Source organism: Paenibacillus oceani (assembly GCF_014705615.1).
Taxonomy (GTDB): domain Bacteria; phylum Bacillota; class Bacilli; order Paenibacillales; family NBRC-103111; genus Paenibacillus_AB; species Paenibacillus_AB oceani.
The window spans coordinates 77,148-101,186 of sequence record NZ_JACXJA010000007.1 but is presented as its reverse complement, the minus strand read 5'-3'; the positions used below and the strand labels follow the sequence as shown (position 1 = coordinate 101,186).

General features: G+C 54.2%; 23 protein-coding genes. 6 read left to right on the top strand and 17 right to left on the bottom strand.

The window, feature by feature from the left end:
• Positions 1-12: 12 nt before the first annotated feature.
• From IDH45_RS07385 to IDH45_RS07365, 5 genes are all read right to left on the bottom strand, one after another.
• Positions 13-948, bottom strand: a complete 936-nt coding sequence (locus tag IDH45_RS07385) for an ABC transporter permease (protein WP_190926128.1) — start codon at positions 946-948, stop codon at positions 13-15.
• Between the two features lie 206 nt (positions 949-1,154).
• Positions 1,155-2,816: a peptide ABC transporter substrate-binding protein gene (locus tag IDH45_RS07380; RefSeq protein ID WP_317891164.1), complete on the bottom strand. Its 1,662-nt coding sequence runs from the start codon at positions 2,814-2,816 to the stop codon at positions 1,155-1,157.
• Between the two features lie 332 nt (positions 2,817-3,148).
• Positions 3,149-3,544, bottom strand: coding sequence for a DUF3397 domain-containing protein (locus IDH45_RS07375; RefSeq protein WP_223836453.1), 396 nt, complete (start codon positions 3,542-3,544; stop codon positions 3,149-3,151).
• Positions 3,545-3,648: 104 nt separating this feature from the next.
• Entirely contained in the window at positions 3,649-4,602 is a 954-nt protein-coding gene (locus IDH45_RS07370; protein ID WP_190926124.1) for a ketopantoate reductase family protein, read from the bottom strand.
• A 234-nt stretch (positions 4,603-4,836) separates the two neighbouring features.
• Complete coding sequence (locus IDH45_RS07365) at positions 4,837-5,487, bottom strand: RsfA family transcriptional regulator (protein ID WP_190926123.1); 651 nt, start codon at positions 5,485-5,487, stop codon at positions 4,837-4,839.
• 273 nt (positions 5,488-5,760) lie between these two features.
• Between IDH45_RS07365 and IDH45_RS07360 the strand changes: the two genes are divergently transcribed.
• Entirely contained in the window at positions 5,761-5,991 is a 231-nt protein-coding gene (locus IDH45_RS07360) for a DUF2626 domain-containing protein (RefSeq protein WP_190926498.1), read from the top strand.
• Positions 5,992-6,060: 69 nt separating this feature from the next.
• On the opposite strand, the gene IDH45_RS07355 is transcribed toward IDH45_RS07360, so the two are convergent.
• The gene (locus tag IDH45_RS07355) at positions 6,061-7,182 is read right to left on the bottom strand and encodes a class I SAM-dependent methyltransferase (RefSeq protein ID WP_190926121.1); all 1,122 of its coding nucleotides are present in this window, start codon (positions 7,180-7,182) and stop codon (positions 6,061-6,063) included.
• Positions 7,183-7,300: 118 nt separating this feature from the next.
• On the opposite strand from IDH45_RS07355, the gene IDH45_RS07350 reads away from it, so the two are divergent.
• Together IDH45_RS07350 and IDH45_RS07345 are read left to right on the top strand one after the other, a co-directional pair.
• Positions 7,301-8,242, top strand: coding sequence for a hypothetical protein (locus IDH45_RS07350; RefSeq protein ID WP_190926119.1), 942 nt, complete (start codon positions 7,301-7,303; stop codon positions 8,240-8,242).
• Positions 8,243-8,428: 186 nt separating this feature from the next.
• Positions 8,429-9,508: a coiled-coil domain-containing protein gene (locus IDH45_RS07345; RefSeq protein WP_190926117.1), complete on the top strand. Its 1,080-nt coding sequence runs from the start codon at positions 8,429-8,431 to the stop codon at positions 9,506-9,508.
• 9 nt (positions 9,509-9,517) lie between these two features.
• On the opposite strand, the gene IDH45_RS07340 is transcribed toward IDH45_RS07345, so the two are convergent.
• Positions 9,518-10,849, bottom strand: a complete 1,332-nt coding sequence (locus IDH45_RS07340) for an extracellular solute-binding protein (protein WP_190926115.1) — start codon at positions 10,847-10,849, stop codon at positions 9,518-9,520.
• A gap of 209 nt (positions 10,850-11,058) precedes the next feature.
• Here IDH45_RS07340 and IDH45_RS07335 point away from each other — a divergent pair, with 209 nt between their 5' ends.
• Positions 11,059-11,547: a hypothetical protein gene (locus IDH45_RS07335; protein ID WP_190926113.1), complete on the top strand. Its 489-nt coding sequence runs from the start codon at positions 11,059-11,061 to the stop codon at positions 11,545-11,547.
• 99 nt (positions 11,548-11,646) lie between these two features.
• On the opposite strand, the gene IDH45_RS07330 is transcribed toward IDH45_RS07335, so the two are convergent.
• The gene (locus tag IDH45_RS07330) at positions 11,647-12,516 is read right to left on the bottom strand and encodes an AraC family transcriptional regulator (protein WP_317891163.1); all 870 of its coding nucleotides are present in this window, start codon (positions 12,514-12,516) and stop codon (positions 11,647-11,649) included.
• 383 nt (positions 12,517-12,899) lie between these two features.
• Between IDH45_RS07330 and melA the strand changes: the two genes are divergently transcribed.
• Positions 12,900-14,198, top strand: a complete 1,299-nt coding sequence (gene melA / locus IDH45_RS07325) for an alpha-glucosidase/alpha-galactosidase (protein ID WP_190926111.1) — start codon at positions 12,900-12,902, stop codon at positions 14,196-14,198.
• Between the two features lie 887 nt (positions 14,199-15,085).
• On the opposite strand, the gene IDH45_RS07320 is transcribed toward melA, so the two are convergent.
• Both IDH45_RS07320 and IDH45_RS07315 read right to left on the bottom strand, forming a co-directional pair.
• Entirely contained in the window at positions 15,086-16,354 is a 1,269-nt protein-coding gene (locus tag IDH45_RS07320) for an S-layer homology domain-containing protein (protein ID WP_190926109.1), read from the bottom strand.
• Between the two features lie 266 nt (positions 16,355-16,620).
• Positions 16,621-17,952, bottom strand: coding sequence for a PhoH family protein (locus IDH45_RS07315; RefSeq protein ID WP_190926108.1), 1,332 nt, complete (start codon positions 17,950-17,952; stop codon positions 16,621-16,623).
• Between the two features lie 105 nt (positions 17,953-18,057).
• On the opposite strand from IDH45_RS07315, the gene IDH45_RS07310 reads away from it, so the two are divergent.
• Positions 18,058-18,603: a YhcN/YlaJ family sporulation lipoprotein gene (locus IDH45_RS07310; protein WP_190926106.1), complete on the top strand. Its 546-nt coding sequence runs from the start codon at positions 18,058-18,060 to the stop codon at positions 18,601-18,603.
• Between the two features lie 57 nt (positions 18,604-18,660).
• Here the strand turns inward: IDH45_RS07310 and IDH45_RS07305 are convergent, their stop codons facing one another.
• The 7 genes from IDH45_RS07305 to IDH45_RS07275 form a co-directional block, all read right to left on the bottom strand.
• Positions 18,661-19,113, bottom strand: a complete 453-nt coding sequence (locus IDH45_RS07305) for a pyridoxamine 5'-phosphate oxidase family protein (RefSeq protein ID WP_190926104.1) — start codon at positions 19,111-19,113, stop codon at positions 18,661-18,663.
• Between the two features lie 107 nt (positions 19,114-19,220).
• A complete protein-coding gene (locus IDH45_RS07300; protein ID WP_190926103.1) occupies positions 19,221-20,195 on the bottom strand; it encodes an LCP family protein in 975 nt (324 codons plus the stop codon).
• Between the two features lie 17 nt (positions 20,196-20,212).
• Positions 20,213-20,488 (bottom strand): hypothetical protein, encoded by a 276-nt coding sequence (locus IDH45_RS07295; protein WP_190926101.1) that lies wholly within the window; start codon positions 20,486-20,488, stop codon positions 20,213-20,215.
• Positions 20,489-20,491: 3 nt separating this feature from the next.
• Complete coding sequence (locus IDH45_RS07290) at positions 20,492-20,935, bottom strand: hypothetical protein (protein ID WP_190926099.1); 444 nt, start codon at positions 20,933-20,935, stop codon at positions 20,492-20,494.
• Positions 20,936-20,984: 49 nt separating this feature from the next.
• A complete protein-coding gene (locus IDH45_RS34925; protein ID WP_190926097.1) occupies positions 20,985-21,383 on the bottom strand; it encodes a YlaH-like family protein in 399 nt (132 codons plus the stop codon).
• 48 nt (positions 21,384-21,431) lie between these two features.
• Positions 21,432-23,273 carry a translational GTPase TypA gene (gene typA / locus IDH45_RS07280; RefSeq protein ID WP_190926095.1) on the bottom strand — a complete coding sequence of 614 codons (1,842 nt, stop codon included), beginning with the start codon at positions 23,271-23,273 and terminating at the stop codon, positions 21,432-21,434.
• A 188-nt stretch (positions 23,274-23,461) separates the two neighbouring features.
• Positions 23,462-23,950: a hypothetical protein gene (locus IDH45_RS07275; RefSeq protein ID WP_190926093.1), complete on the bottom strand. Its 489-nt coding sequence runs from the start codon at positions 23,948-23,950 to the stop codon at positions 23,462-23,464.
• Positions 23,951-24,039: the final 89 nt, after the last annotated feature.

Sequence of the window (24,039 nt, the reverse complement as noted above, 5' to 3'; positions counted from 1 at the left end):
AATGTTCCTTCATCATGCCTTCTCCTTTCCACCGGTCAATTTAATGCGCGGGTCTACGAGACCATAGGCCACGTCCGTAAAAAAGCGGGCGCTCATCAGCAGCGTTCCGTAAAACAAAGTCAGGCCCATGATAAGCGTATAGTCGCGGTTTTCCACACTTTCGACAAAATATTTGCCTAAGCCGGGAATCCCGAAAATTTTCTCGATGACGACCGATCCGGTAATAACGCTCGTTGCAAGCGGTCCCAAATAGGTGACAACAGGCAGAATGGCGTTGCGCAAAGCATGCCGGACCGTAATAACCGATCCGGAAAGACCTTTGGCCTTCGCCGTTTTGATGAAATCGGACTGCAGCACCTCCAGCATGCTGGAACGCGTCAGCCTGGCGATAAAGGCGATCGGCATAAACGATAAAGCGAGCGTGGGCAGCACATAATCCAGCGGCTCGTTTAACCCGGCGACATTAAACAGCGGGAGCTTCACCCCGAATAAGTATTGAAGCAGCGTAGCCATAACGAAGCTCGGTACGGCCACCCCGAGAACCGCAACGATCATGGCGACGTTATCGAGCAGCTTGCGGTGTCTGAGCGCCGCGACGGTTCCCAGAAGCACGCCGATCGTAACCGAGGTTACGACAGCCAGCAGGCCAAGGCGAAGCGAATAACCGAACGCGCCTTCGATAATTTGGTTGACCGAACGGCCCTGCCATTTCATCGACATGCCCAGATCGAACGAAGCGACATTTTTAATGTATGCGGCATATTGGACATATAAGGGTTTGTCCAAGCCGTAATGGGCCATCAAGTTCGCCTTGATTTCAGGCGGTACTGCTTTCTCCGACGTAAAAGGATCACCCGGTATCGCCTTCATCAGAAAAAACGTGACCGAAGCCAGTACGAACAAGGAGATGACTACAAAAACCAGCTTTCGCAGCAAGTAGCGAACCAAATCGCGCACCTCCCGAACAAAATACGAAGCATGTCAGCCAGCTTCGGTGAATAGCGAATTAGTTAACATAACTCTTTAATTATTGTAAACAATAACGTCTCATTCTGTCCAACTGCAGCATTTTCCATGCCTGCACAAAAAAATTCGGGATATATAAGACGCCCTATATACCCCGAATGGGAACTCCAACCTGTATGGTGACCCGATTATTTCTTCTCGATAGAGCCGTAGATGAAGTTGACGTCGCCTTTGTAATCGACGAACACGTTTTTCACGTAATCTTTTTGAGCCCAAATACCGGTGTAGTAATAAATCGGCATAATCGGCATGTCGTTGATCATGATTTTCTCGGCTTGCGCCATCGCCTTCATACGTTTTGCTTGATCGGACGTGCCGTACGCATCTTTGATCAGCTTGTCGTAATCCGCGTTCGAATATTTCGAATTGTTGTTGCCGCCGCCGGTCATCATCAGATCGATATAGGTCATCGGATCGTTGTAATCCGCTCCCCAGCCTGCGCGCGCAATTTGGAAGTTGCCGTTTTGACGGTTTTTGATATAGACGCCGAACTCCTGCACTTCCAGCTTGACGTCGATGCCGAGGTTTTGACGCCACATATCGACGACTGCTTCCGCAATCTTTTTGTGCGCTTCACTTTTGTTATAGATCAGCGTAACCGCCGGAAGCTTCGAGTAGCCTTTTTCTTTCATCCCTTGCTCAAGCAGCTTCTTCGCTTCGGCAATATCTTCCTTGAAGTAGTCGTCCTTCACTTCTTCGCGGAACGTTTTGCTTTCGCCGCGGATGCCTTGAGGGACAAGACCGTAGGCCGGCTGCTGGTCACCCTGCGTAATTTTCTCTACGATTGCCTTGCGGTCGATCGACATGGCGAACGCTTTCCGGATGCTCGCATTGTCGAACGGCTCGGCTTTCGTGTTGAACTCGTAATAATACGTCGATGCGATCCCTTTAATTTGCAGGTTGATCTTCGGGTCCTTCTTCAGCATCGGTAGCTGATCAACCGGGAATTCGTTGGTCGGACGGCCGGCCCAGTCGATCTGGTTCGTGTTGTACATGTTCAGCATCGTGCCCGGGTCGTTCATAATTTTCATGTTTACTTCGGTCAGCTTAACGTCTTTGGCGGAATGATACTGGTCGTTTTTGACAAGCGTCAACGAATCGTTATGCTTCCATTCCTTCAGCAGGAACGGTCCGTTTGTGACCATCGTAGCCGCCTCGGATGCGAATTTCGGATTCGCTTTCACCGCTTTTTCGTTAAGCGGAATATAGGTGTAGAAGGCAACCAGGCTGAGAAAATACGGCGTCGGCGATTTCAGTTCGACTTCAAGCGTAAAGTCGTCCTTCGCCTTCACTCCGATTTGGGAGGCGTCCGTAATTTTCTTTGTGTTGTATTCTTCCGCATTTTTGATGTAGTACAGCTGGTACGCATATGGAGCCGGAGGCGTCATCCCCGGATCAAGCACGCGCTTCCAGGCGAATTCGAAATCGCTCGCTTTAACCGGGTCCCCGTTGGACCATTTGGCGTCTTTGCGAAGGTGGAACGTGTATTTCAAGCCGTCTTCCGAGACATCCCACTTCTCCGCTGCGCCCGGTTTTACTTCGCCTTTTTCGTCCATACGGGTCAAGGCGTCGTAGATCGGACGAAGCACCGTCGAGGAGTTGTTGTCCTGGGCCAGGCCCGGATCGAGTGAAGGCGGCTCGGAAGCGATCAGCATCCGAAACTTCTGCTCGGCGGCCGCACCGTCTGCGCCCGTTTCGGACTTTTTCGCGCAGCCAACCAGCGCTGTTCCCGCAAGCAGAACGATACTCGTGAAAACGATTACAGATTTGTTGAACCCCTTAATCTTCACAAATGTTCCTCCCTGTTCATGAAACTTTTTTTCTCTACCTTTTGTCATACACGAAATAATATACTTCCCTCGGAGTCAAAAAACCACGCATTATATTGAACGAAAACGTGCAATATATTGATCTTGACACCGCTTCTTTCTTTACTGCACGAATAGCGAAAATCGTTGAAGCGTTAAACAGAGCAAGCTTTTCAGCGTTAAAGCAGGACATCTTTTCTCCTTTTTAAGTTCCCCCGCAGCGGCTAAAATATGTAAAGCAAAGCAAAAAAGCCGTTTCTGCAATCACGCGGATTGCAAGAAGCGGCTTACTGCGGCTAACGCTGCGGAACGGGTTAAACGGATACGATCGATTTGATAAGACCGACGACCAAAAACAACAAATAAACGACGCTAAGGCAAAGGAAGCCTAGCCTCCATAACAGCCGGACGATTTTGACATGGTCCAGCTTGCCTTTCATCCGATACTGGAAATTGCCGACAAGCCCGTAGCCGATTAAAAAGAAAAGTAAAATTAGAAAAAAGCCGAAATCGGAATGAAAAATTTGCAAAAACATCGCGTGAACCGAACCGATGAGCAGCAAAGTCGTTACGTCCATCGCCAGCTTCGTCGCTTTTTTGGTATCCCTGCGCCAAAGATATACTCCGATCCACAGGATGAAAAACCATAAAAACGGTACTGCGGCGGTAAATGCGTAAATATGGATGAGTATGTTCAATAATCCGTCCAACCTGCACCACCCGGAATCATGATCTTTTTCCGAAACGTACGTGTAACGTGTTATCGTCGCTTTATCGAGACATCGTCGTTCAAGCTGCCCGCAGCAAACCGGAATTATGTTGTTGCCGGTTCCGCCGGCTCCGCAGCTTTTATTAGACGGTATACGGATTCATGATGAGGCATCGGCACGCCGTGACGCGCGCCTGCTTCCAGCATGGCTCCGTTAATCCAATCGATCTCGGTGATACGGCCTTCGGATACGTCCTGCAGCATGGAGGAATGATTGCCGGCCGTCTTGGCGCATACGTCAAGCAGCTGCTCCCATACGTCTTCGCGCGTGCGGATGCCAGAAGCGTTGGCGGCTGCCAGCCCCTCCTCCAGAAGATCGCGCATAAGTCGGCGCCTCGCCTCGGACGCCGGAAGCTCTCCGTTACGAAGACGAAGCAGAGCAGTCAGCGGATTGATGACCGCGTTAATAAGCAGCTTATTCCATACAATCTCTATCATTTGGTTCGACAGGAACGTACGAAATCCTGCCTCATTCATCGTTTTTTCAAGCAAATTTCGCTCTTTCCCACCAATATCCGTACCTGCATGTCCGATCGTTGTCCATCCTTGTCCGGTGTGCGCGACCCGGCTAGGAGACAGTTTCTTCGCGCCTTCCGTCGTCACCGCCAAATAAATGCGCGCCAGCGGAAACCGCTCTTCCAGTTTCTCGACATGACCGATTCCGTTCTGAAAACATACCAGCTTCCCTTGCTCCCCCAGCAAATGATGCAAAGTGTCCAGCAGCGGCTCCGTAATATGCTTCTGCTTCACCGTCAGGAACACCCAATCGTAAGGTTTCTCTGCGCCGTCCGGCAGCGGAGCGGTCTTGCTTTCATAGGAACGTGCGCGAATAGCGACAACGCTCTCCGCCCCGCCATTCAGCAAATGAACACCCGTTTCGTTCAGCAGCTCCGCCTGCTCTCCGGTACGGGTGATTAGCGTCGTATCCGTCCCCGCGGCAGCCAGTCTGAAAGCTACCAGCATTCCTATCGATCCGGCGCCTACGCATGCGATCCTCATGTCCGTCCCCCCCGGCTTTTTCCGCTACTATACCATATTTTCGGAAGGAAACAAGGATAAACGCCTACCGGCGTCTTTGACGCTGGCGTTTACCGGGGGTTGAAGCCACTTCCACGATATACTGTCTAATAAATCGAAAAAGCCCGCCGCGGGTTAAACCGCTTCAGGCTTATAGCTCGAACTTCCTTATATCGTCCGCGTGCGCATCGTTGCCCGGCATCGCGGCTGCAATCGTCAATCGATCCGTTCCAGGTTTCCGTTCGCATCCATCTTAAACCGCGTTTTCTGATCCTCTTCCTCTTCTACGAGAAAAGCAAGCTTGCGGGCACGGTCCATAATTTGAATGAGCGCCTTGTAATCGTCATTCACGACGCGGTAATCGGTCTGCACATTGCTGATTTCTTTCCCTAGCTGTTCCTTGTCGCGGCGCAGATCGTCCAGCTCTTCGTCTTTTTCCTTCAGTTCTTTTTCGAGATTGCGGATCTGTCTGCTCATCTCCTGATACGTTCCTTTCCACTGGCGCAGGAAACGAATGACCGCATCGATCGAGATGGACTCCTCCGTCACCGGCTCGTGTCTGGACGAGCCGATATCCGCCGTATCCAGCGTAGCTACGGACGTTACGGCCGAGCCTATTCCGGCTTGCTTCCGGAACTGGTTCCGCTTCTGCCGTTGAGCCTTTGCGATCGAGATCGCCGCATCGTATTTTTTGCGTACACAGCTGTTCCACCGAAACCCGCAGGCGGCCGCCGTTCTACCTATCTTTTCCCCTACTTCTTCAAAGGCCGCAAGCTGCGTACTGCCTTCGCGGATATGGCGAAGCGTCACCTCGGCCAATATTAGATCGTCTTCCTCGCTCCATGCGTCTTGTCTGACTACAGTCATCAACGAAAACCTCCCAACACAAACTAATATCGCCACTAACTTATTTCTATGCCCAAACTAGAGTTCATAGAATCTATTTGATACTATTTGGTATTACCATTTTTTGTGGCGCTCATACATGTTTTTTCGGACAACCGGTTATGCTAGAACCACCAGGGTTAAAAAGTTTGCTAATTCGTCACGTTCTCCGGTTTACAAGTCGAAAAGGTTGCAGGTATAATGGACAATAGGATTTTGCGTTTATCGATCGTTCAACAGAGAGGGGGAGTAATGGTGGCTCGCATGTTCAGAGTGCTCGGCTTTTGGACGCTCGCGATCGGTCTGATGGCACTGGCCGGCGACATGAAGGAGATGGCGCTGCTGTTCTTTTTCCAAACCGCCGCTTTTGTCGTTTTGGGGTATATGAATTTGTCCGAACGTACGTACATTATGATTTTCTGGGGATACATGGTTCTCTCCTTCTTAGGGTTCACGTACTGGTCGTTTTTCGAGATGGAGCTTTAATCCCCTGCTTAGCAAGTAAGCCAACAAAAAAAGGTGAGCTTCCGGCGTTTTACGTACATAACCGGGAGATCACCTTTTTTTCGTTTGCACCAAAACTTTGAACAATTCGCTCATCGAATCGCTGACGAGCAGCTGGCGAACCGCACGGTTCCGTCTCGCCTCAGGCCCGAACGGGTCTTGACCGTTATGAGCAACAAGCAGCTCCAGCACCCCTTCGTCGATCAGAAACTGCTTTTGCGTCCTTAGCGACCATTCGCCCGCCCCTGCTTCCGTACCCGCCCGTATGCAAGCCGTAAAGTCTACATGAGAAGTCATATCCTGCTCGCCCGGATACGCATACGGATCATCGAACGCCTGATGTTTCCTGTAGCATAAAAACGTTCCCTGCATGCGGTGAGCGCTGTACAGCTCTTCGGCGACATCGCCGTAATCGATCGTAACCAGCATGCCTTCCCGCAGTCCCGATACGACGCGTTTCACCCAATCGGCCGCCTCCGGATTCACATCGACGATCTGGCGCTCGCGGACCGGCACCGATTCCCGCTCGATATAAGAAGCCGCGCGGCTGCCGGCAGCCAGCGGAAACAGCCGCGTCTCGAACTTGCCGGACTCTTCGCTCCAGCCGACGAACCATTCGTACAGGCTCCCGTCCTTGCGCTCGATCCGGTGTACCGGGAACGCGTCGAGCAGTTCGTTCGACAGCACGATCGCCGGACCGTTCTCCAGCATCTCGTACGATTGTCCGGGCGTTACGTGTTGCACCACCGGATGAGGACTCAATTGCTCGGTTTGCAGCCGCCTATGGAAAGGACTGCTCTCCACCATCGCATATGTCAGCCGGTCGTACAAAGGTTTACTGCGCTGTGCGACCGTATCGAGGATATGGCCGGCCAGCCGGCCCGTACCGCCTCCCCATTCGACGATCGTCAGAGGCGTATCCACATCGTACCGCTGCGCTTGCTTGATAATAAACATGCCCAGCACTTCGCCCATAATCGTTCCGATCGAGGAGCTCGTGTAGAAATCCCCGTCCTTGCCCACTTTGACCGTATCGCGGCTGTAATAGCCGAGAGGATCATGGTACAAGCACAGCTCCATATAATCGCGAAACGATAGGGCCGAACAGGGACTATCGCCGATTATCGAACGGATGATCGGAATCAACGGACACAGTCCGGTTAAGTCCGTCACGGTTTGCGGCCTCCTTCCTGCTTCTGTAAATGGCACTTGTTGCGTACAGACAATCGCCCGATATCCAAGTATAATGAGAGCGATAAACTAGGGAAAACCCGCAAAGGAGGAGACATCGATGAACCAAAAGCTGCCGTTCCTCCCGGTCGTATTGGCGGCTGTCGCCCTGCTGTTCTCCGGCTGCTCGGACGGAGTCAAGGAAAAAGAAGCGGTGCAGCAAGCGATCCGCAAGCAGAGCGAGATTCAGCAATTCCGATTCAGCGGCAGCGGGTCGTTTGGCTGGGACACCCCGGGAGCCGCTTCCAGCAGCGCATCCAATCTGCTTACCACGGCGCTGGCCGGTGCCGTCAACGGCGCGCAATTGGAATGGTCCGGCATCGCCAGCTACAACCCGGTGCGGCTGGAGACGAACGTACAGATGACAACCCGGTCGGGGAATTCATTTCAAATTCCGTTTCTTATCAAGGATAACAAAATGTACGCCCAGATTCCACTTTTGAACAAGAAGGACGAGTACTACTCGTTTGATCTGGCAAAGCCCGCGGGCAGCTCCTCTCCCGGCGCGTTGCCGTCCGATGCTCTGGCCCGTACCCGGGACGAGATGACCCGTATGCTGGATTCGCTTCTGTCCGGAGTCGAGCCGAAGTGGTTTAAGGAAGATAAGCTCGATGACGCGGGGGCGGGCAAGCAGTATTCGATCGAGATTACGGAAGCCAACGCGGCCGAACTGTCGAAGCAGATGGAGGCGGGACTGGACGGATGGACCGGACAGCTGCAAGCGATCACGGGAGGCACATGGAGCGGCCCGCCAAAGCTCGCAGGAATGCAGCTTCAAGCGCCGGGCTACATCCGGCTTGGGGTGAATCCGGAGTCGTTTCTCGAACAGATCTCCCTGGATCTGAACGCCTTGCCGGCGGCCTCGTCGCCTGCCCCGGGAACGTACCGGTTCAAGCTCGACTACAGCTTGTCGGACATAAACGAGCCTATATCTTTTGAACAAAACGTCCCGGCTGCCGTAAAGCCGTTTGAAGATCTATGGAAGCTGCTTCCCAAGAAGTGAGCTTCCGATAATGCGCATCGCAACGCAGCCCAGCCCAAATCCCTGTACCTTCCGGTATGGGGATTTGCCGTTCCTTACGCCCGCTGTCCCGCGAAGCGGAACAACTTCCATGTTCACCAAATCGGGAAGCATAAAACGCCGCTCCCTCCGATACATTTAGTACGGATAGGACAGGGGGGACAACCGATGCTGAATATAGTTCGCCGAATGGCGGCGATCGGACTGGCCTGCTCGCTGCTTTTCTGCGGGAACGGCTTCGCTCTGGCCGAGCCAAGCGTCAGTGCCGACAGCCTGCTGCTCGGGAAAGGATTAACCGTGTACGAGATGGACCGTGAGATCGAAAGGCTGACGGACGAGGAACACAAGCTGATCGAAACGCTTGAAGTGACCGGCCGGCTGGCCGAACAGACAAGCCGGAGGCTGGAAGAGAAAAAAAATCAGACCGGATCGGTCATCCGGTCTTATTATACAGGACAGCGGCATTCGATCTGGCTGACCGTGCTCCGCGCGAGCTCGCTCCGGGACGCTTTGTACGTCTGGGAGCAGCTGCAGTTCATCCTCTCCCGCGACCGCAAGTTCATCTACGACTATCAGGAACAGTACACCGCCTACAGGCAAGCCGCAGCCGAGCTGGAAGAGGGCCGCCGCTTGCTTGCCGATACGCGGAACGCCTACGAAGCGGAAAAGGCGAAGCGGACGAAAGCGCAAGAGGAAGTCGACCATCTGCTGGCAGGACACCCCGACAGATTACGGCTCGAAACCGAACTGGCCGATATCCGCTTGCAGTGGGAACAACGCGGGCTTCCTTTGTTCCGCTCGTATTTCGCCGCCTTGGCCGAAGTGATGACAAAGCTGCCGGAGCTGATCGGACAAAACGGCAAAATGGTCTCGATGAAAGGACTGAACCCGACCATCGTCATCGGCGACGGCGAGTTAAACCGGTTTATGCAGGCGAAGAGCAAGTCGCTGCACGGTTTTTCGTTTCTGTTCGAAGACGGGACGATCGCAGCCGGAGGTTCGGCCGACGACATCAAGATCTCGCTCAAAGGACGGTATGTAGCCGAGAATAAACCTGTAAACGCCATTCGTTTTTTCATTGACAGCTTATCGTTCAACGGGTACGCGATGCCCGAATCTACCGCAAAGTCGCTGGAGCGGCAATTCGATCTCGCTTTTTATCCGGGCAAGATCGCCCCGTTTATTCAAGCGACCGACGTAACGATCAAAACCGGCGAAATGACGATTTCTTTGAAGCTCAGCCTCTGAACGTAAGCTTTACTTGGAAGCGGGACGGATCGTCTCCCATTCGGCTTCGGTCCGTTCCGCGAACGTCCGGAGCGGCTGCTCGCCCTTCCACAGCAGCTCCAGTTGGGTTTCAAGCGCCGTCAACTGCTTCACCCGCTGCGGGAAAGCCGGCGTCTGTTCATTATTGTCGATAAGCGCGGCGATGCTCTGAAAGCCGGCGTCATCCCGGATTCCGGTTAAATAGGCGTTACGCTGCGCCGGCAGTACACCGGCGGTTCGCCAGAAATGAAGCGCGGACGGCTGGGAGATCCAGTCCCGGATCAGCTCGAACGATTCCTTGGCGGCTTCGGACCGGGCGGATATCGTGAAGCTTCTGCCGGAAAGCCAAGGCGTCAGCCACGTCTCTTCGCCTTTGGGAAGCGGGATTTTCGCCATCGTCTGAACGGCCGGAGAACCGTTTTGCTTCCAGTCGGAGAAGGTGGTCAAATAACCGGCGATCTTGCCCTGCGCGAGCAGCTCCCACGGTTTCCACGTCGCGCTTTCGTAAGGAAACGATTTTAATAGCGCTTTCGCGTCTTCCTTAGCCCCATCCGGCGCCGTCAGCAGAAAAGCTTCCAGCGATTTCAACACAGCCGGGTCGTTCAGCTTCACCGGATATTGCTTGGAATTGGTTTTGCCGCCGCCCAGAATGCGCACCATCGTCGCAAACAGATGTCCATCGGACGCGGGAATGTAGATTCCGTGCTTGCCTTCCTCCGGTTTATGCAGCTGCTTATGGAGCGACACGAGCTCCTCGGACGTTGCCGGAGGTTTCTCCGTTCCCGCATCAGCCAGTCTTTTTGTATGATAAACCAATACGGGGGCATCCAAATCTTTGGGAACCCCCCATACGTATCCGTTCCATTTCACTTGCGCCAGCGCCTGTTCCATTTGCTGGGACTGCAAATCCTGGGCAAGCATCGAATCGACGGGCAGCAAATAACCGAGAGCGGCGAATTCGCTCACCCAGCTATTATCAAGCAGCATGACGTCGGGCGCTTCCCCGAGCTGTGCCGCTTTTTTCAGTTTGGCGTAAACCGTATCGTCCGGCACGTTCTCCAACTGGATCACGATGCCGGGATGCGCTTTTTGATACTGCTCCTTCAACTGCTGCAGCAGCTGAAACTCTTTAGGCGGCATGGAGACGGCGACTTTCAGCTGTTTCTCCGCATCGCTCGCCGACGGGGGCGTAAGATCGACCGGATTGCCTTCCCCTGCGCTCGGTTTGGACCGGTCGACCGATCCGCCGAACAGAACGGAGACGAGTACGACGGCGAAACATACCGCGGAGCCGAGCAGCAGCCACTTTTTATGGCGGAACAAGAGGACATCCCTCCTTCGGATATGCAGACAGCGAAAAGGTTGCTAGTTCAAAAGCCTTATTTTTATCTATACTATATCAAAAAAGCGCTTTCGTGAACTCTTTTTCATGCGTTTCAAAAAAACAATACAAATTATTCCTGAAAATCGACACGGAAATGACGGCTTGTTACAATGGGAGAAAAGCGGATCTAAGCGGGGGGGAAGATTTGATGAGGAAATACGGTGTGGAGGTGCAGCTTCCCGACGGCAAAAAACCGGGCGATTACGCCGGGTTCGTCCAAGCTTTGGCGAACTGCGTACGGCTGTCGGACCGGGATATGGAGCTGCTGATCGTGGATGAGGATCGGGAGCGCGCAATATTGACGGAGCTGATCGAGGAATACGAATTCGAGTACGAGCCCTTCGAGCTACTGAAGCTGCCGGAGAAGGCCGAGGTGACTCCGCTCTTTGAGGATTACGGCTTCGTATCGCTGTCCGGAGGCTGCTATTTGTACGACCATCTGTGCGCCGTATACCGTTTTGCCGAATCGGACGGACTTGCCGAGCCCGTTCAGGCGGCGGCGCAGATGGAGGAGCACCTGATCGCCCGTTTTCCTTATGAAGGAAGCGTGCATTATGCGGTCGACCGCTCGCTTGGCGAACTGATGCACGGCATCGCCAAGGCGTACGGCTGCCGCCTGCAATTCGCCTGGGAGTAGCCGGCCTTCTCCATGGCTCCGGTACCGCGGTATGACGTTTGCAGCAGGAAGGCGGAGGAGCGCTACGGTCCCCCGCTTTTGGGCGTATCTTCGGCCCGATCAGTCCTTGCAATCGTAAAAAGACTTTCCGTCCGCTTCCTGCCGGTATTCCGTCGGAGACCGGTCGAACCATTTCTTGAACTGCTTGGAGAAATAAAGCGGGTCGGTAAAGCCGACCGATGCCGCCACCTGCTCCACCGTCAGCTTCTCGCGAAGCAGCAGCTTCGCCCGCTCCATGCGAATTTTCAGCAGAAAATGCATCGGGGTCAGCCCGGTATACTGCTTGAACATTTTGGACAAATGCGTCCGGTTGTATCCGAGCGACTGCGACATTTTCTCGATCGAGATCGGCTCGGCATATTGCACGGTCAGCCAGCGGATCGTGCGCTCGACCTGCTGCTCGATCGGCGTCCTCTTCCCGTCCGCACCTTCGGACCGGTACGCCTCGTCCTTCCTGTATTCGGCCAGCAGCATCCGCAGCAGACCGTCGCTTCGCAGGTCGACGCCGGGGTCCGCGAGCTCCAGCGACCGCTCGATCTGATGAAACAGCACCGCAACGCGCCGATGACGCGAAGGTCGTGCTACCGGACGATGCTGGGAGATGTCCGCCGCATTCAGCAGCTCCTCGGCGATATTCCCGCGAAAGCCGACCCACCGGTACGTCCACGGATCGGCGTCGTCGGCCGTGTACCGGATGAGCTCTCCGGGGAAAATGAAGAAGCTGTCTCCTTCCCCTAGCTCGTACGTGCGCCCCATGCTATTAAACGTACCTTTTCCCGACATCACATGGTGGACGAGGAAATAATCGCGCACCTGCGGACCGACATTATGGGCAGGCGCCGTCCGCTCTCTTCCGCCGAAAAGGACGGTCAATTCTCCTTTGCCCGGCAGGGGATTCACTGACGTCGAATGACGTTCCTCCATGTTCATGGTCGTACGCTCCTTGTTCGTTTTCTGGATCGGTGAACCTCTCTTCTATTGAAAACGAAGCGCCGCCACAAATCAAGAGGCTGCCGGGGCACGTTCGAAGGAAGCCGCATTGTTCCATAAGCAACACGCTTTTCTCCATATTTTTTTTGACCTCCTAACTTTATAGTTGCTTATAGAGGTTGTTCAAAAAGTCCGCTTTTGATCACAAAGCAGATCCGAAAGCCTGCTCGGCATCGAATATGGAATTAAGCCGGAACTTCCGGTGCTCACGTAGCTTTCACTACGCTCCGCTCCTCATTTCCTTGCTTCATCCCATCTTCTCGGTGCTGAAAACCGGACTTTTTGAACTCGCACTTATAGAACGAACAAGGAGGAATTGCAAAATGCCGAAAATTACTTTCATCGGAGCAGGCAGCAGCGTATTCGCCAAAAACGTACTGGGCGACGTCATGAAAACTCCCGCTCTGCAAGATTTTGAAATCGCGCTTCACGATATCGACCCGGTGCGGTTGAAAGATTCGGAGAACATGCTGAACAACTTGAAGACGACGTCCGGCAGCACGTGCCGCATCATCTCGTACGCCGACCGCCGGGAAGCGTTGCGCGGTGCCACCTACGTCGTGAATACGATTCAGGTCGGAGGTTACGACCCTTGTACGATTACCGACTTCGAAATTCCGAAAAAATTCGGTCTCCGGCAAACGATCGCCGACACGCTCGGAATCGGCGGCATTTTCCGCAATCTGCGTACGATCCCGGTGATGCTGGATTTCGCTAAAGATATTCGCGAAGTATGCCCGGACGCCTGGTTTTTCAACTATACGAACCCGATGGCCGTTCTGACGAACGTGATGAATACGGACGGCGGCGTCAAAACGGTAGGTTTGTGCCACAGCGTCCAAGCCTGCATTCCTCATCTGTTCAAGCCGCTCGGAATCGATATGGAAGGCGTGCAGGCGAAAATCGCCGGCATCAACCATATGGCATGGCTGCTGGAAGTAACGAAGGACGGCGTCGATCTGTATCCGGAGATCAAACGTCGCGCCGCCGAGAAACAAAAGGAAAAACACGGGGATATGGTCCGCTACGAACTGATGTTCCGGTTCGGCTATTATGTCACCGAATCTTCCGAGCATAACGCAGAATATCATCCGTACTTCATCAAGCGCAACTATCCGGAGCTGATCGAACGCTTCAACATCCCGCTCGACGAATATCCGCGCCGCTGCGTCCGTCAGATCGAACGCTGGAAGACGATGCGCGAAGAGCTCGTCAATAACAAAAATATCGAGCATACGCGCTCCCACGAATACGCTTCGTATATGATGGAAGCGATGGAGACAAACAACCCGTTCCGCATCGGCGGCAACGTAATGAACACCGGTCTGATCACCAACCTGCCGAAGGAAGCTTGCGTCGAGGTAACCTGTCTCGTCGACCGCAACGGCATCACGCCTACGTACGTGGGCGATCTGCCTCCGCAGCTGGCGGCGCTTAACCGGACCAACATCAACACCCAGCTGCTGACGATCGAAGCGGCCCGTACGCTGAAGAAAGAGCATATTTACCATGCGGCGCTGCTGGACCCGCACACTTCCGCGGAATTGTCGATCGACGATATCGTCGCGATGTGTGACGCGATGATTGAAGCTCACGGCGACTGGCTGCCGAAATTTAAATAAGCGTTGATGGATAAGGCTGTCTCCCGGGTTCCTTCCCGGTGGGCGGCCTTTTTTTGCATCCCGTCTACCAGCCTTCACGTCCGGATTCAGCCGGCCGTTCCCTCCTCCCCATCCTCCCCCGAAGCGGCCTTCCTTTGAAGAAACTCTTTATTAACTTGGCTTGAACAAGTAGTATTAGAGAAAGAAACGTGATGCAAGAAGGGGAGAAAACCAAGTGAAAGCTGCCAAATGGGGGATCGCGGGACTGGCGCTTCCCCGGCTCCTGTCTGGCACATGAATTCCCTCAATCTCTCTTCTTCCTTGGTTTCGGGCTTCGCACAAGTCCATGCCTTTTGGGTCGTGGCCTGCAACGTCGACTTTGCGCCGTTTCACTTACCATTGCGGCCTTTCCGGTAAGTTTTCTCGCTACTATCCCTACGTCTAACTTCTCACCATCCGTAGCCTTGTTTTGGTCGTCACGACCTTGCACAAGGGTTACCACCTTAAGTTGGAGTCGATGAGATCTCCTTGGGTTACGCCAACCAACTTTCCCCCGAAGCCAGTACTCCTAACTTCCGGAACCTTTGGTGGTATAGGACATTCCCTTCCTTTGCAGAGTTGTCCGGTTCCGTCAGCCAACATGTTTCGCCGCCTGTTCCGGGTTTTGTCTTCGCTACCTCCGCACCCATCCTCACGGACTGAGCACTATGCGTCAGCTATGCACTTCCGCCACCTCGCGGCGTGCTGGAGACTTTCACTCCTTAGTCGATTGCGCTGCCAAGCGCACAAAGAAACGGCGGCCCCCCTGCTTCAGGGGACCGCCGTTTGCTTGTTTGGCCGGCCTGATCTTGCAGCCGACACCGGTATTGCCCGCCCGCGAGATGATTCCTGCGTATGTGCGGCAAATCTTACTTCTGGACTTTCGTAGCTTGCGGCACAATCGAGAAGACGAGCGACGCGTTGTCCGGCGAAGAAGCTTCGATCGTATAAGCACCGATCGCGACGCTTTGTGTCTCGAAGGCGCCGCCGCTTTCTTTCTGAGCGTACATGGCGTCGAACCAGCTGTCGAACTTGGCGGCGTCGTAGCCGAAAATTTCGTTGACGAACCGTTTAATCGGCTCGCGGTTGCGGGCCAGCGCCCCTTCCTGCAGACGAATCGTAATGCCGTATGTATCGTACTTGGGCTCTACCCACAAGGACGCCTCGTCCCAGACATCGCCCGGATTTTTGTTCGGCGACAACGCCTTCGACTTCGCTTCCGCGTCCTTGAACAGCCGGAGCGTCGTCTCTTCGAGATCGTAGTTCGTTCCCCGAAGCTTGCCGGCTTCCTCCATCACGCCATACGCCCGCTTCATCGCTTCGTTCGGGAACACGATCCGCTTATAGCTTCCGTCCTTCGTCGGCACGACAAGCGTATGCAGGCCGGTGTGGGACGCGGACGGCTCGATCCGTTTGCTCTTGTCGATCAGCCGCTCGACGATCGTAAGCGACTCCGCCCGCGTTACCGTTACGCCTACGCCGAAATACCCATTCGGGTACCCTTCCATAATGCCTTTGGCGAATGATTCGGCGATGAACTTCTGCTGCCGCTCGTTGGCGCTTCGGAGATCGCCGATGCCGTTGGACAGCTTACGGCTGTAGTCCGCGTCCTCCAAATACTCGGTTTCTTTCAGCGTATAATAAAGCAGCTCCGCTACTTGCTCCCGGTTCAGCTTCTGCTTGAAGTCGGGAAATACGCTCGGGTTCATCAGATGAAGATCTCCCGCCAGGTCGATGTAAGGCTTGGCCCAATATCCGACAGAGCTGGGCGCAAACGAAAAGTCGCGGTAATCCTGGCGCAGGATGTTCCGGTTGGCCGCGCTAAGCGACTGAATAAACGATTCTTTCCAGCTGCGCTCCCCGTTTTGATGACGGTCTGTAAACGATAACAGCAAGATTTTCAAAAATTGATCTGCCGAGACCGGCTCGTTCGGCCGAAACGTACCGTCCGGATATCCGTCCAGAATCCCCTCGGCTACAAGCCGGTTGATCGTCGGTTCGGCCCAATGTCCGGCCGTATCCGTAAATCGGCCCGGCGTCTCGATCGAAGATGCCGCCACGACCCGGACTCCTTCCGCCAGTTGGCACAAGCCGGTCGTTAAGGCAAGCGCTAGCAGTAACGTTCTCGTTCGTCTCATGTACAATACTCCCCCGGTTGTTATGTACGCTCCAATAAACAATCATATCGGGAAACCGAAGGAGTTGAACACAGGCAAACGACCTAAATCGACAAGGGAGGGAAGAACGAACCGGACTAGCCCGAACGACTCACCTCCTTCTCTTGAATCATTTCGACTATTTTCGACATTTGCCAACAAATTACAACTCACAGAGCCTGATCCTCTTATGAAAAAGCAGCAAGGCGCCGTTACCGGAACCCCGCTGCTTTCGGTTGTAAGGCGCGCTACAGCAAATCCGCCGCCAATTGAGCCAGTTGAGATCTCTCGCCCCGCTCGAGATTGATATGGCCGCTGATCGACTGGTTTTTGAATCGCTCGACCACATACGTCAGCCCGTTGCTGTAAGCATCCAGATACGGGTGGTCGATCTGTCCCGGATCGCCCATCAGCACGATTTTGCTTCCTTCCCCGACGCGGGATACGATCGTTTTCACTTCATGCTTGGATAAGTTCTGCGCTTCGTCGATAATGATGAATTGTCCCGGGATCGAGCGACCGCGAATGTACGTAAGCGCCTCGACCTGAATGCTGCCCATCCCGGCCAATATTTTCTCGATATCTCCCGGCTTTTTCGTATTAAACAGAAACTCCAGGTTGTCGTATACGGGCTGCATCCACGGACGCAGCTTCTCGTCCTTCTCGCCGGGCAAATACCCGATATCCTTCCCCATCGGCACGACCGGCCGCGCGATCAGCAGCTTCTTGTACTTGCGTTCGTCCTCGATCTTCATCAGTCCGGCCGCCAGCGCCAGCAGCGTCTTGCCCGTCCCCGCCTTGCCGGTCAGCGTAACGAGCGGAATCTCGTCGTTCAGAAGCAGCTCGAGCGCCATCCGCTGCTGGACGTTCCGCGCCCCGATGCCCCAGATCGGCTCGTTGCTCAAGTACAGCGGATCAAGCCGTTTGCCGTCCGCGCTCGCCTTTAGCAGCGCCGACTTGGAAGTGCCCAGCTCATCTTTCAAAATGACGAACTCATGCGGCTGAAACGTATAATTGGTATTCAGGTCGGTAACGGGCAAGTAGCGCGCATTGTAGAAGTTGTCTATAACTCCCGGATGCACATGCATCGTTAAATAGCCGGGATACAATTCATTTGAAGTGACGACCCGGTCGGTCAAATAATCTTCGGCGGAGAGCCCCAGCACGTCCGCCTTGATCCGTACGAGCGTATCTTTACTGACCAGAATGACGGGTCTCGGCTGCTCCAGCTGCTGCTCCTCCAGATAATAGTTCAGAGCGACCGCGAGAATCCTGTTGTCGTTCGTAATTTCCCCGAACACATCCTGTAGTTTCTGAAAGCTTTTATGATTCAGCTCCACCTTGAGGCTGCCGCCGTTCTCCAGTTCTACGCCGTCGTGCAAACGCCCTTTCGTACGCAAGGCGTCAAGCAGTCTCGATACCGTTCTCGCGTTGCGACCCAATTCGTCCGCGTTTCGTTTTTTGGAATCGATTTCCTCCAGAACGACCGCAGGAATGATCACTTCGTTGTCCTCGAAGGCGAAGACGGCATTCGGATCCTGCAATAGGACATTCGTATCCAACACATATACTTTTTTCATCGTACGTCCCCTCCCGCTTGGCGTATGGCTGTCGCCTGTACATAATCACAGTCGAATCGGACAAACTAACCATGGCAATTCAGGATTAGAATAGGAGCGATTTATATGAGATATGTCGTTGTCCTCGTTTTGGCGATAGCTGTGCTCTCCGGCTGTGCCCGCCATCCGCAGAATCAGGCTACGCCTGCGCCGGATGGGCAAAATGGAGTGAAAGTCCAGCAATCGGTTCCGGCGAAACCGGAAATCCATAATAAGCAGGAAGTGACGCAAAGGCTCGAGAAGCTGGCGTCGGATATTCCGCAAGTCCACAGCGCACGCTGCGTCATTCTCGGCAATACGGCTATTGTCGGCATCAACGTTGATCCCCAGCTCGACCGGAGCCGCGTCGATGTGATCAAATATTCGGTCGCCGAAGCGCTCCGCAAAGATCCTTACGGCGTACACGCCTTCGTTACGGCCGATCTCGATATGGCGGGACGCATCGCGGAAATCCGCGAGGATATCCGTCAAGGGCGCCCGATAGCCGGCTTCGCCGAAGAACTGGCCGATATGATCGGCCGGATCGTGCCGCAAATTCCGAAAGATATAACGCCACAAGGGAATCCTCCGGCCCGTACGGACGACGGTCAGCAGATGGATAAGCAGCTGTAGGCGCCATCCTAAAGGACAAGCTTCGATGAAGACGCAAAAAGCCTGGTTCCCTTGGAACTAGGCTTTTTGGATGGCAGCAAAAACTTGTCCGTCCAGCTTCTCTGCCGCACGTTTGTCATACGTTTTCTCGTATTCGGGCTCGACAGTAATGCGGGAGCCGTAAAACATCGCATCCCGGACCGCCTCCAATTGCACGTCGATACAAGTCAGCTTAAACGGCACGCCTTCGAGCGCATCCGTTACGAACGCCGCTTTCCCATACAGCGCATTCAGCGTTCCGCCGCCGAAAAAAGTCAGCGTTACGAGCGGATTCGCTTTCATATTCGCCACAAGTCGAGAGCGCTGATCGATTGCGAAGCGGACCACCGTCGGACTCATCGGTCTAACCCAGGAAATGGCGCTAAGGCTTGGCGCACCCGTTTCCGCATCGATGGTGGAAAGCATAACGAGCCTTTCTTGCTGCAGCTCCGATAGTTGTTGCTCCGTCAAAGCCGTAATCGTTTCCGCCATTCATTCATCCTCCTGATGTGCAGCTTGCTTCCAGTATACCATAACGAGCGGACAGTCAGCCATAGCCGATTGGGTCCGCCCGTCTGTATAGATCCTGCAAAGCAAACTTATTTGAGCTGTTCCTGCAAGGCGGTCTGAGCGGATTTCAGCTCGGTTTGCCCGATTGTAATATACGGACTATGCCATTCGCCTTCCAGATGAACATAGTTTATTTTATCGCGGTCGATTCCCATATATGTCCGGATAAAGCTTTTGATTTGCGAGGAAGGGATGTCCGTATCGACGTTTTTCCCTCCCGCTTCGATGACCGGACCGAGCTTCAGCAGTCCTTCCAGCGATTTCAGCTTGCCGACCATTTCCCCGATCACCTGCTGCTGGCGTTCGTTGCGATCGATATCGTTCGAATCGGCGGCATTTTGGCAGTTGCCTTTCCGGTAGCGGACGAAATCGAGCGTTTGCTTGCCGTTCAGCGACTGCGTCCCTTTGGCCAGCTTGATCGAGGTGCCGTCGAACTTGTCGGTGTAACACATGTTCATATCTACGTTTAAGGTGAGCCCGCCCAGCTTGTCGACGATTTCTTCGAATCCTTTGAAGTCGATTTTGGCGATGTAATCGATCGGCACGTTTAAATATTTACCGAAAAATTGTTTCGTTTTCGTATCCGCCGTCGATGACTTGGCGTTATGAAAAGCGGCGTAAAACGAGTTGGCTTTCCCGGAGCTGTAGCCGTTCATTTTGATATACGTATCCCGCGGGATGGACACAATCGTAGCGGTTTTCCTTTCCGGATTCAGGGAAGCAACCATAATGACGTCGGTATTCAGGCTTCCTCCTTTAGGCCTCGAGTCGACGCCCAGCAACAGCACGGTTACGGGATTCGCGTTCACCGGCTTCGTTACGGGGGCTGTATTGTCACCGCCTGCGCTGTCGATCGCCGAATTGATCTTATAATACAAGTATCCGGCGTAAGCGGCAGCAGCCAGAAGGATCAGGATGACAATAAAGACCAGCGTCTTCCAAACCCGTCTGGACGAGCTCCGGGGACGCCGAGGCGGAAGGGGCTTTGTGGCAGTTGACGGCATCTGGAGTTCCCCCTCTTTTATTCGTTATATTTCGGGTTTGCGAGAATATCCTGGAGCAACTGCTCCGCGTGTTCCTTATCGAATAATTGCGTTTGAGTCTTCCCGTCCTGCTCGTATTGAATATGCACCATCGTGTCGTCCGTAAGCGCAATACGAACGTTGTCCAGCTTATGATCGTCCCGCAGTATTTCAGCGAAAAACGATTCGGTTTCGCCCGCAGCGCGATCGTCCGGTCTGACGTCGGCGACTAATCGGATTTGAAGCCAATTGAACAAAGCATCCTGCAGCTTCATGAATCAAGCATCCTCTCTGACGATGATGGTAGTCCAGCCCAATCCGGTCCAGCGACGCATCCGTCCGATCCAGCCGCGCTGAACGTCCGGCAGCAAAGCCCAATCGTTCCCGGCTTCCAGCTCATCCAGCCACAATGCGGTTTGCTGCGGTTCGGCCAGCCTGCTTAACAGGGCGGAGCCGCAGTCGGACAGCGCAAGCGTAGTCCCGTCGAACGCAATATCGCCGGGTGCGGACAAGGAGAATGCCCCGTTGCCGGCACCGCATGCCAGCTCGTCCTGCCCGGACAAGAGCAGGCGCGCTTTGAACGAAAGCAAAAAACGAGGGTGAACGCGATCCAGCATCCCCCGGAAGCTGACAAGCTCGTCCGGCGGACCGCAACGGATGCGCTCCCCTCCTAAAATTAACGGGCTCCGGCATACAATCGGAGTAAGCCACAGCTGGGCCATGCCTCATCTCTCCTTTGCGAAAGCGCGTACGGCCGCTGCCTTCCTGACATTAAGCCTGCGGCTTGTCCTTCTTAACCGCCCTGACACCCTTGCTCGGGAGATCCGAACCGGCGGAAGGAGCCGCAGCGTCCGGCGAAGGCTGCCGGGCATCCTGGGCCGCAGCCGTGCTGATGCCATTCTTGCGGTTTTCCCGCTCGATCATCCAATACCGGATTCTGACAGTCAGCATAAGCGCTACAGCCACGCCCAAGCTGATCACGATCGGCAGCTCCAGATCGAGCTGGAACAGCGTCAGGATGCCTGCGCCTACCGCGATCGTCAAATAAATGACGGCATCCTTCAGCGGCGGAAGCTTGCGCATGCGGAACACCTTATTATAAATGTATACGAGAAACGCAAAAATAAGAATATAAGTAATCCACGGATGATCGTACAACCACTGCTGCACCGGCGAACGCCTCCCTTGGTTCGGATGGGAAGAAAGGCCGATCGAACGTTAAACGTTCGCTTCGGCCATCTTGCGGAGCTTTTCCGCTTTCTCCCGCTCGCTTTTATTTAATATTTTTTTGCGAAGACGAATCGATTTCGGAGTGACTTCACAGTACTCGTCATCGTTCAAATATTCAAGCGCCTGCTCCAGCGAGTAAGCCCGAGGCGTCTTCACCTTCACCGTCTCGTCTTTACTCGAAGCGCGCATATTGGTCAATTGCTTCTCTTTGCAAATGTTGACGACGAGATCGTTGTCCCGCGTATGCTCTCCCACGATCATCCCCTCGTAAACTTCGGTGCCCGCATGCAGGAACAAAATGCCGCGGTCTTCGATCGACAGGATGCCGTAATTCGTCGCTACGCCGGATTCGAAAGCGATCAGCACGCCCTGATGACGTCCACCGACACCCGCGCCCGCATACGGCCCGTAGCTGTCGAAGGCGTGGTTCATTACACCGTAGCCGCGGGTGAGCGTAAGGAAATGGGTCCGGTAGCCGATGAGTCCGCGCGCCGGTATGAGGAACTCGAGACGGACCGTGCCGGTGCCGGTATTGGTCATATTGACCATATCGGCCTTGCGCGTGCCCAGGCTCTCCATAACCGCTCCCATGCTGTCTTCCGGCACGTCGATGATCAGCCGCTCGATCGGCTCCGACTTGACGCCGTCGATTTCTTTAACAATAACTTCAGGCTTCGATACTTGCAGCTCGAATCCTTCGCGGCGCATATTCTCGATCAGGATGCCGAGATGCAGCTCGCCGCGTCCGGATACGACGAAAGCGTCCGGGCTGTCGGTTTCTTCCACCCGCAGCGATACGTCGGTTTCGAGTTCCTTGAACAGCCGTTCGCGCAGCTTCCGGGACGTAATCCATTTGCCTTCTCTTCCGGCAAACGGGCTGTTGTTGACGACGAACGTCATCTGTAGCGTCGGCTCGTCGATCTGGAGCACCGGCAGCGCCTCCGGATTCGCCGGATCGGCGATCGTTTCCCCGATATTAATATCTTTGATCCCGGACAACGCCACGATGTCTCCGGCACCGGCCTGTTCGATCTCGATCCGCTTCAAGCCCTGGAAGCCGAACAGCTTCTCGATGCGCGCCTGCTTCGTGCCGCCTTCGCGGGTCATAACGGCTACGGTCTGGCCTTGGCGGATGATCCCCCGGTTAATCCGGCCGATCGCGATCCGGCCCAAATATTCGTTATAGTCCATAAGCGTGACGAGAAACTGCAGAGGCTGATCCGGATTTTCCGTGGGATGCGGAATATGCTCGATAATCGTCTCGTACAGCGATTGCATGTTGGCATCCTGCTGCTCCGGATCCATGCTGGACGTCCCTTGCAGGGCGGAAGCGTACACGACCGGGAATTCAAGCTGGTCGTCGTTCGCGCCGAGCTCGATGAACAGATCGAGCACTTCGTCGACAACTTCCAACGGACGCGCGTTCGGTCGGTCGATCTTGTTCACGACGACGATCGGCGTCAGATTCTGCTCGAGCGCCTTGCGCAGCACGAACTTCGTCTGCGGCATGCAGCCTTCGAAGGCGTCGACGACGAGCAATACGCCGTCTACCATCTTCATGATCCGTTCCACTTCGCCGCCGAAATCGGCGTGTCCCGGCGTATCGACAATATTAATAAAGAAGTCTTTGTAGGTGATGGCGGTGTTTTTGGCAAGGATGGTAATGCCGCGCTCACGTTCGATATCGTTGGAGTCCATCACTCGCTCCTGAATCGTCTCGTTGTCGCGGTACGTGCCGGATTGCTGAAGCAGTTTGTCTACGAGCGTCGTTTTGCCGTGGTCGACGTGGGCTATGATGGCGATGTTGCGAATTTTGTCTCTTGCGTGCATAAAGTCGGTGTTCATCCTTTCTATATAGGGCAACCGTGCGGAAATCGTGCGGATTACTAATCACGAAATAAGCGTCGGACTCACGCGCCGACGCTTGACACAATAGAATTATATATATTTATGGTGCAAAAAGCAAGGCTGCGGAGCATGAAGTTTCTATGAATACGCCCCAGCTTCCAAAGCGCCGCCTACCAGGAGCGGCGCTTGTTGTTGGAGAAAATCAGATAACCGCCGACGGCGATCAGGATGATGGCGATAAAATAAATGCCGACCGTAAACAAAATCGTCATGCTGAACAACAGACCGGCTATGACAGCCAGAATGGCTGCGGCCAGCAGCACGCCGCGCGGACTCCGCTTGTCGAACAAATAAAACTCGTACAATCCGACCGCCGGAGCCAAAATGAACGCAGGCCATAAATAAGCAATCAGATCCCAGCTAATGATCGTGCACAGGAAAAAGATAATCGAAATCGTCGTCAGAATGCCGCCCGGAATGAGCACGCCCGAAGGCAGCACGCGGCTAAAATACAAGGCGTGGAATAAGAGACCGGGAGCCAAGATGAAAATCGGCCAAAACACTTCCCAAAAAAATCCGAATACACCCAGCTTCCCGAGCAGCAGGACGATGCCGACCGCAACGATGATCAGGCCAACGGAGTAGCGATTGTTGGACAAAAGGCTTTCCCTCCCGATTACAGTTCAAAACGGTGTCCAGACGCACCGTTCTTCCTTGTATTGTAACGAAAACGGACAAAAAATGCTAG

Excerpts from the sequence above, each read along its gene's own strand:
- IDH45_RS07295 (WP_190926101.1), bottom strand. The coding sequence starts at position 20,488 with ATGAAGCTGCAGGATGCTTTGTTCAATTGGCTTCAAATCCGATTAGTC.
- melA (WP_190926111.1), top strand. The coding sequence starts at position 12,900 with ATGCCGAAAATTACTTTCATCGGAGCAGGCAGCAGCGTATTCGCCAAA.
- IDH45_RS07320 (WP_190926109.1), bottom strand. The coding sequence starts at position 16,354 with ATGAGACGAACGAGAACGTTACTGCTAGCGCTTGCCTTAACGACCGGC.
- IDH45_RS07300 (WP_190926103.1), bottom strand. The coding sequence starts at position 20,195 with ATGCCGTCAACTGCCACAAAGCCCCTTCCGCCTCGGCGTCCCCGGAGC.
- IDH45_RS07330 (WP_317891163.1), bottom strand. The coding sequence starts at position 12,516 with ATGAACATGGAGGAACGTCATTCGACGTCAGTGAATCCCCTGCCGGGC.
- IDH45_RS07345 (WP_190926117.1), top strand. The coding sequence starts at position 8,429 with ATGCTGAATATAGTTCGCCGAATGGCGGCGATCGGACTGGCCTGCTCG.
- typA (WP_190926095.1), bottom strand. The coding sequence starts at position 23,273 with ATGCACGCAAGAGACAAAATTCGCAACATCGCCATCATAGCCCACGTC.
- IDH45_RS07370 (WP_190926124.1), bottom strand. The coding sequence starts at position 4,602 with ATGAGGATCGCATGCGTAGGCGCCGGATCGATAGGAATGCTGGTAGCT.
- IDH45_RS07335 (WP_190926113.1), top strand. The coding sequence starts at position 11,059 with ATGAGGAAATACGGTGTGGAGGTGCAGCTTCCCGACGGCAAAAAACCG.
- IDH45_RS07350 (WP_190926119.1), top strand. The coding sequence starts at position 7,301 with ATGAACCAAAAGCTGCCGTTCCTCCCGGTCGTATTGGCGGCTGTCGCC.
- IDH45_RS07315 (WP_190926108.1), bottom strand. The coding sequence starts at position 17,952 with ATGAAAAAAGTATATGTGTTGGATACGAATGTCCTATTGCAGGATCCG.
- IDH45_RS07290 (WP_190926099.1), bottom strand. The coding sequence starts at position 20,935 with ATGGCCCAGCTGTGGCTTACTCCGATTGTATGCCGGAGCCCGTTAATT.
- IDH45_RS07365 (WP_190926123.1), bottom strand. The coding sequence starts at position 5,487 with ATGACTGTAGTCAGACAAGACGCATGGAGCGAGGAAGACGATCTAATA.
- IDH45_RS07305 (WP_190926104.1), bottom strand. The coding sequence starts at position 19,113 with ATGGCGGAAACGATTACGGCTTTGACGGAGCAACAACTATCGGAGCTG.
- IDH45_RS07310 (WP_190926106.1), top strand. The coding sequence starts at position 18,058 with ATGAGATATGTCGTTGTCCTCGTTTTGGCGATAGCTGTGCTCTCCGGC.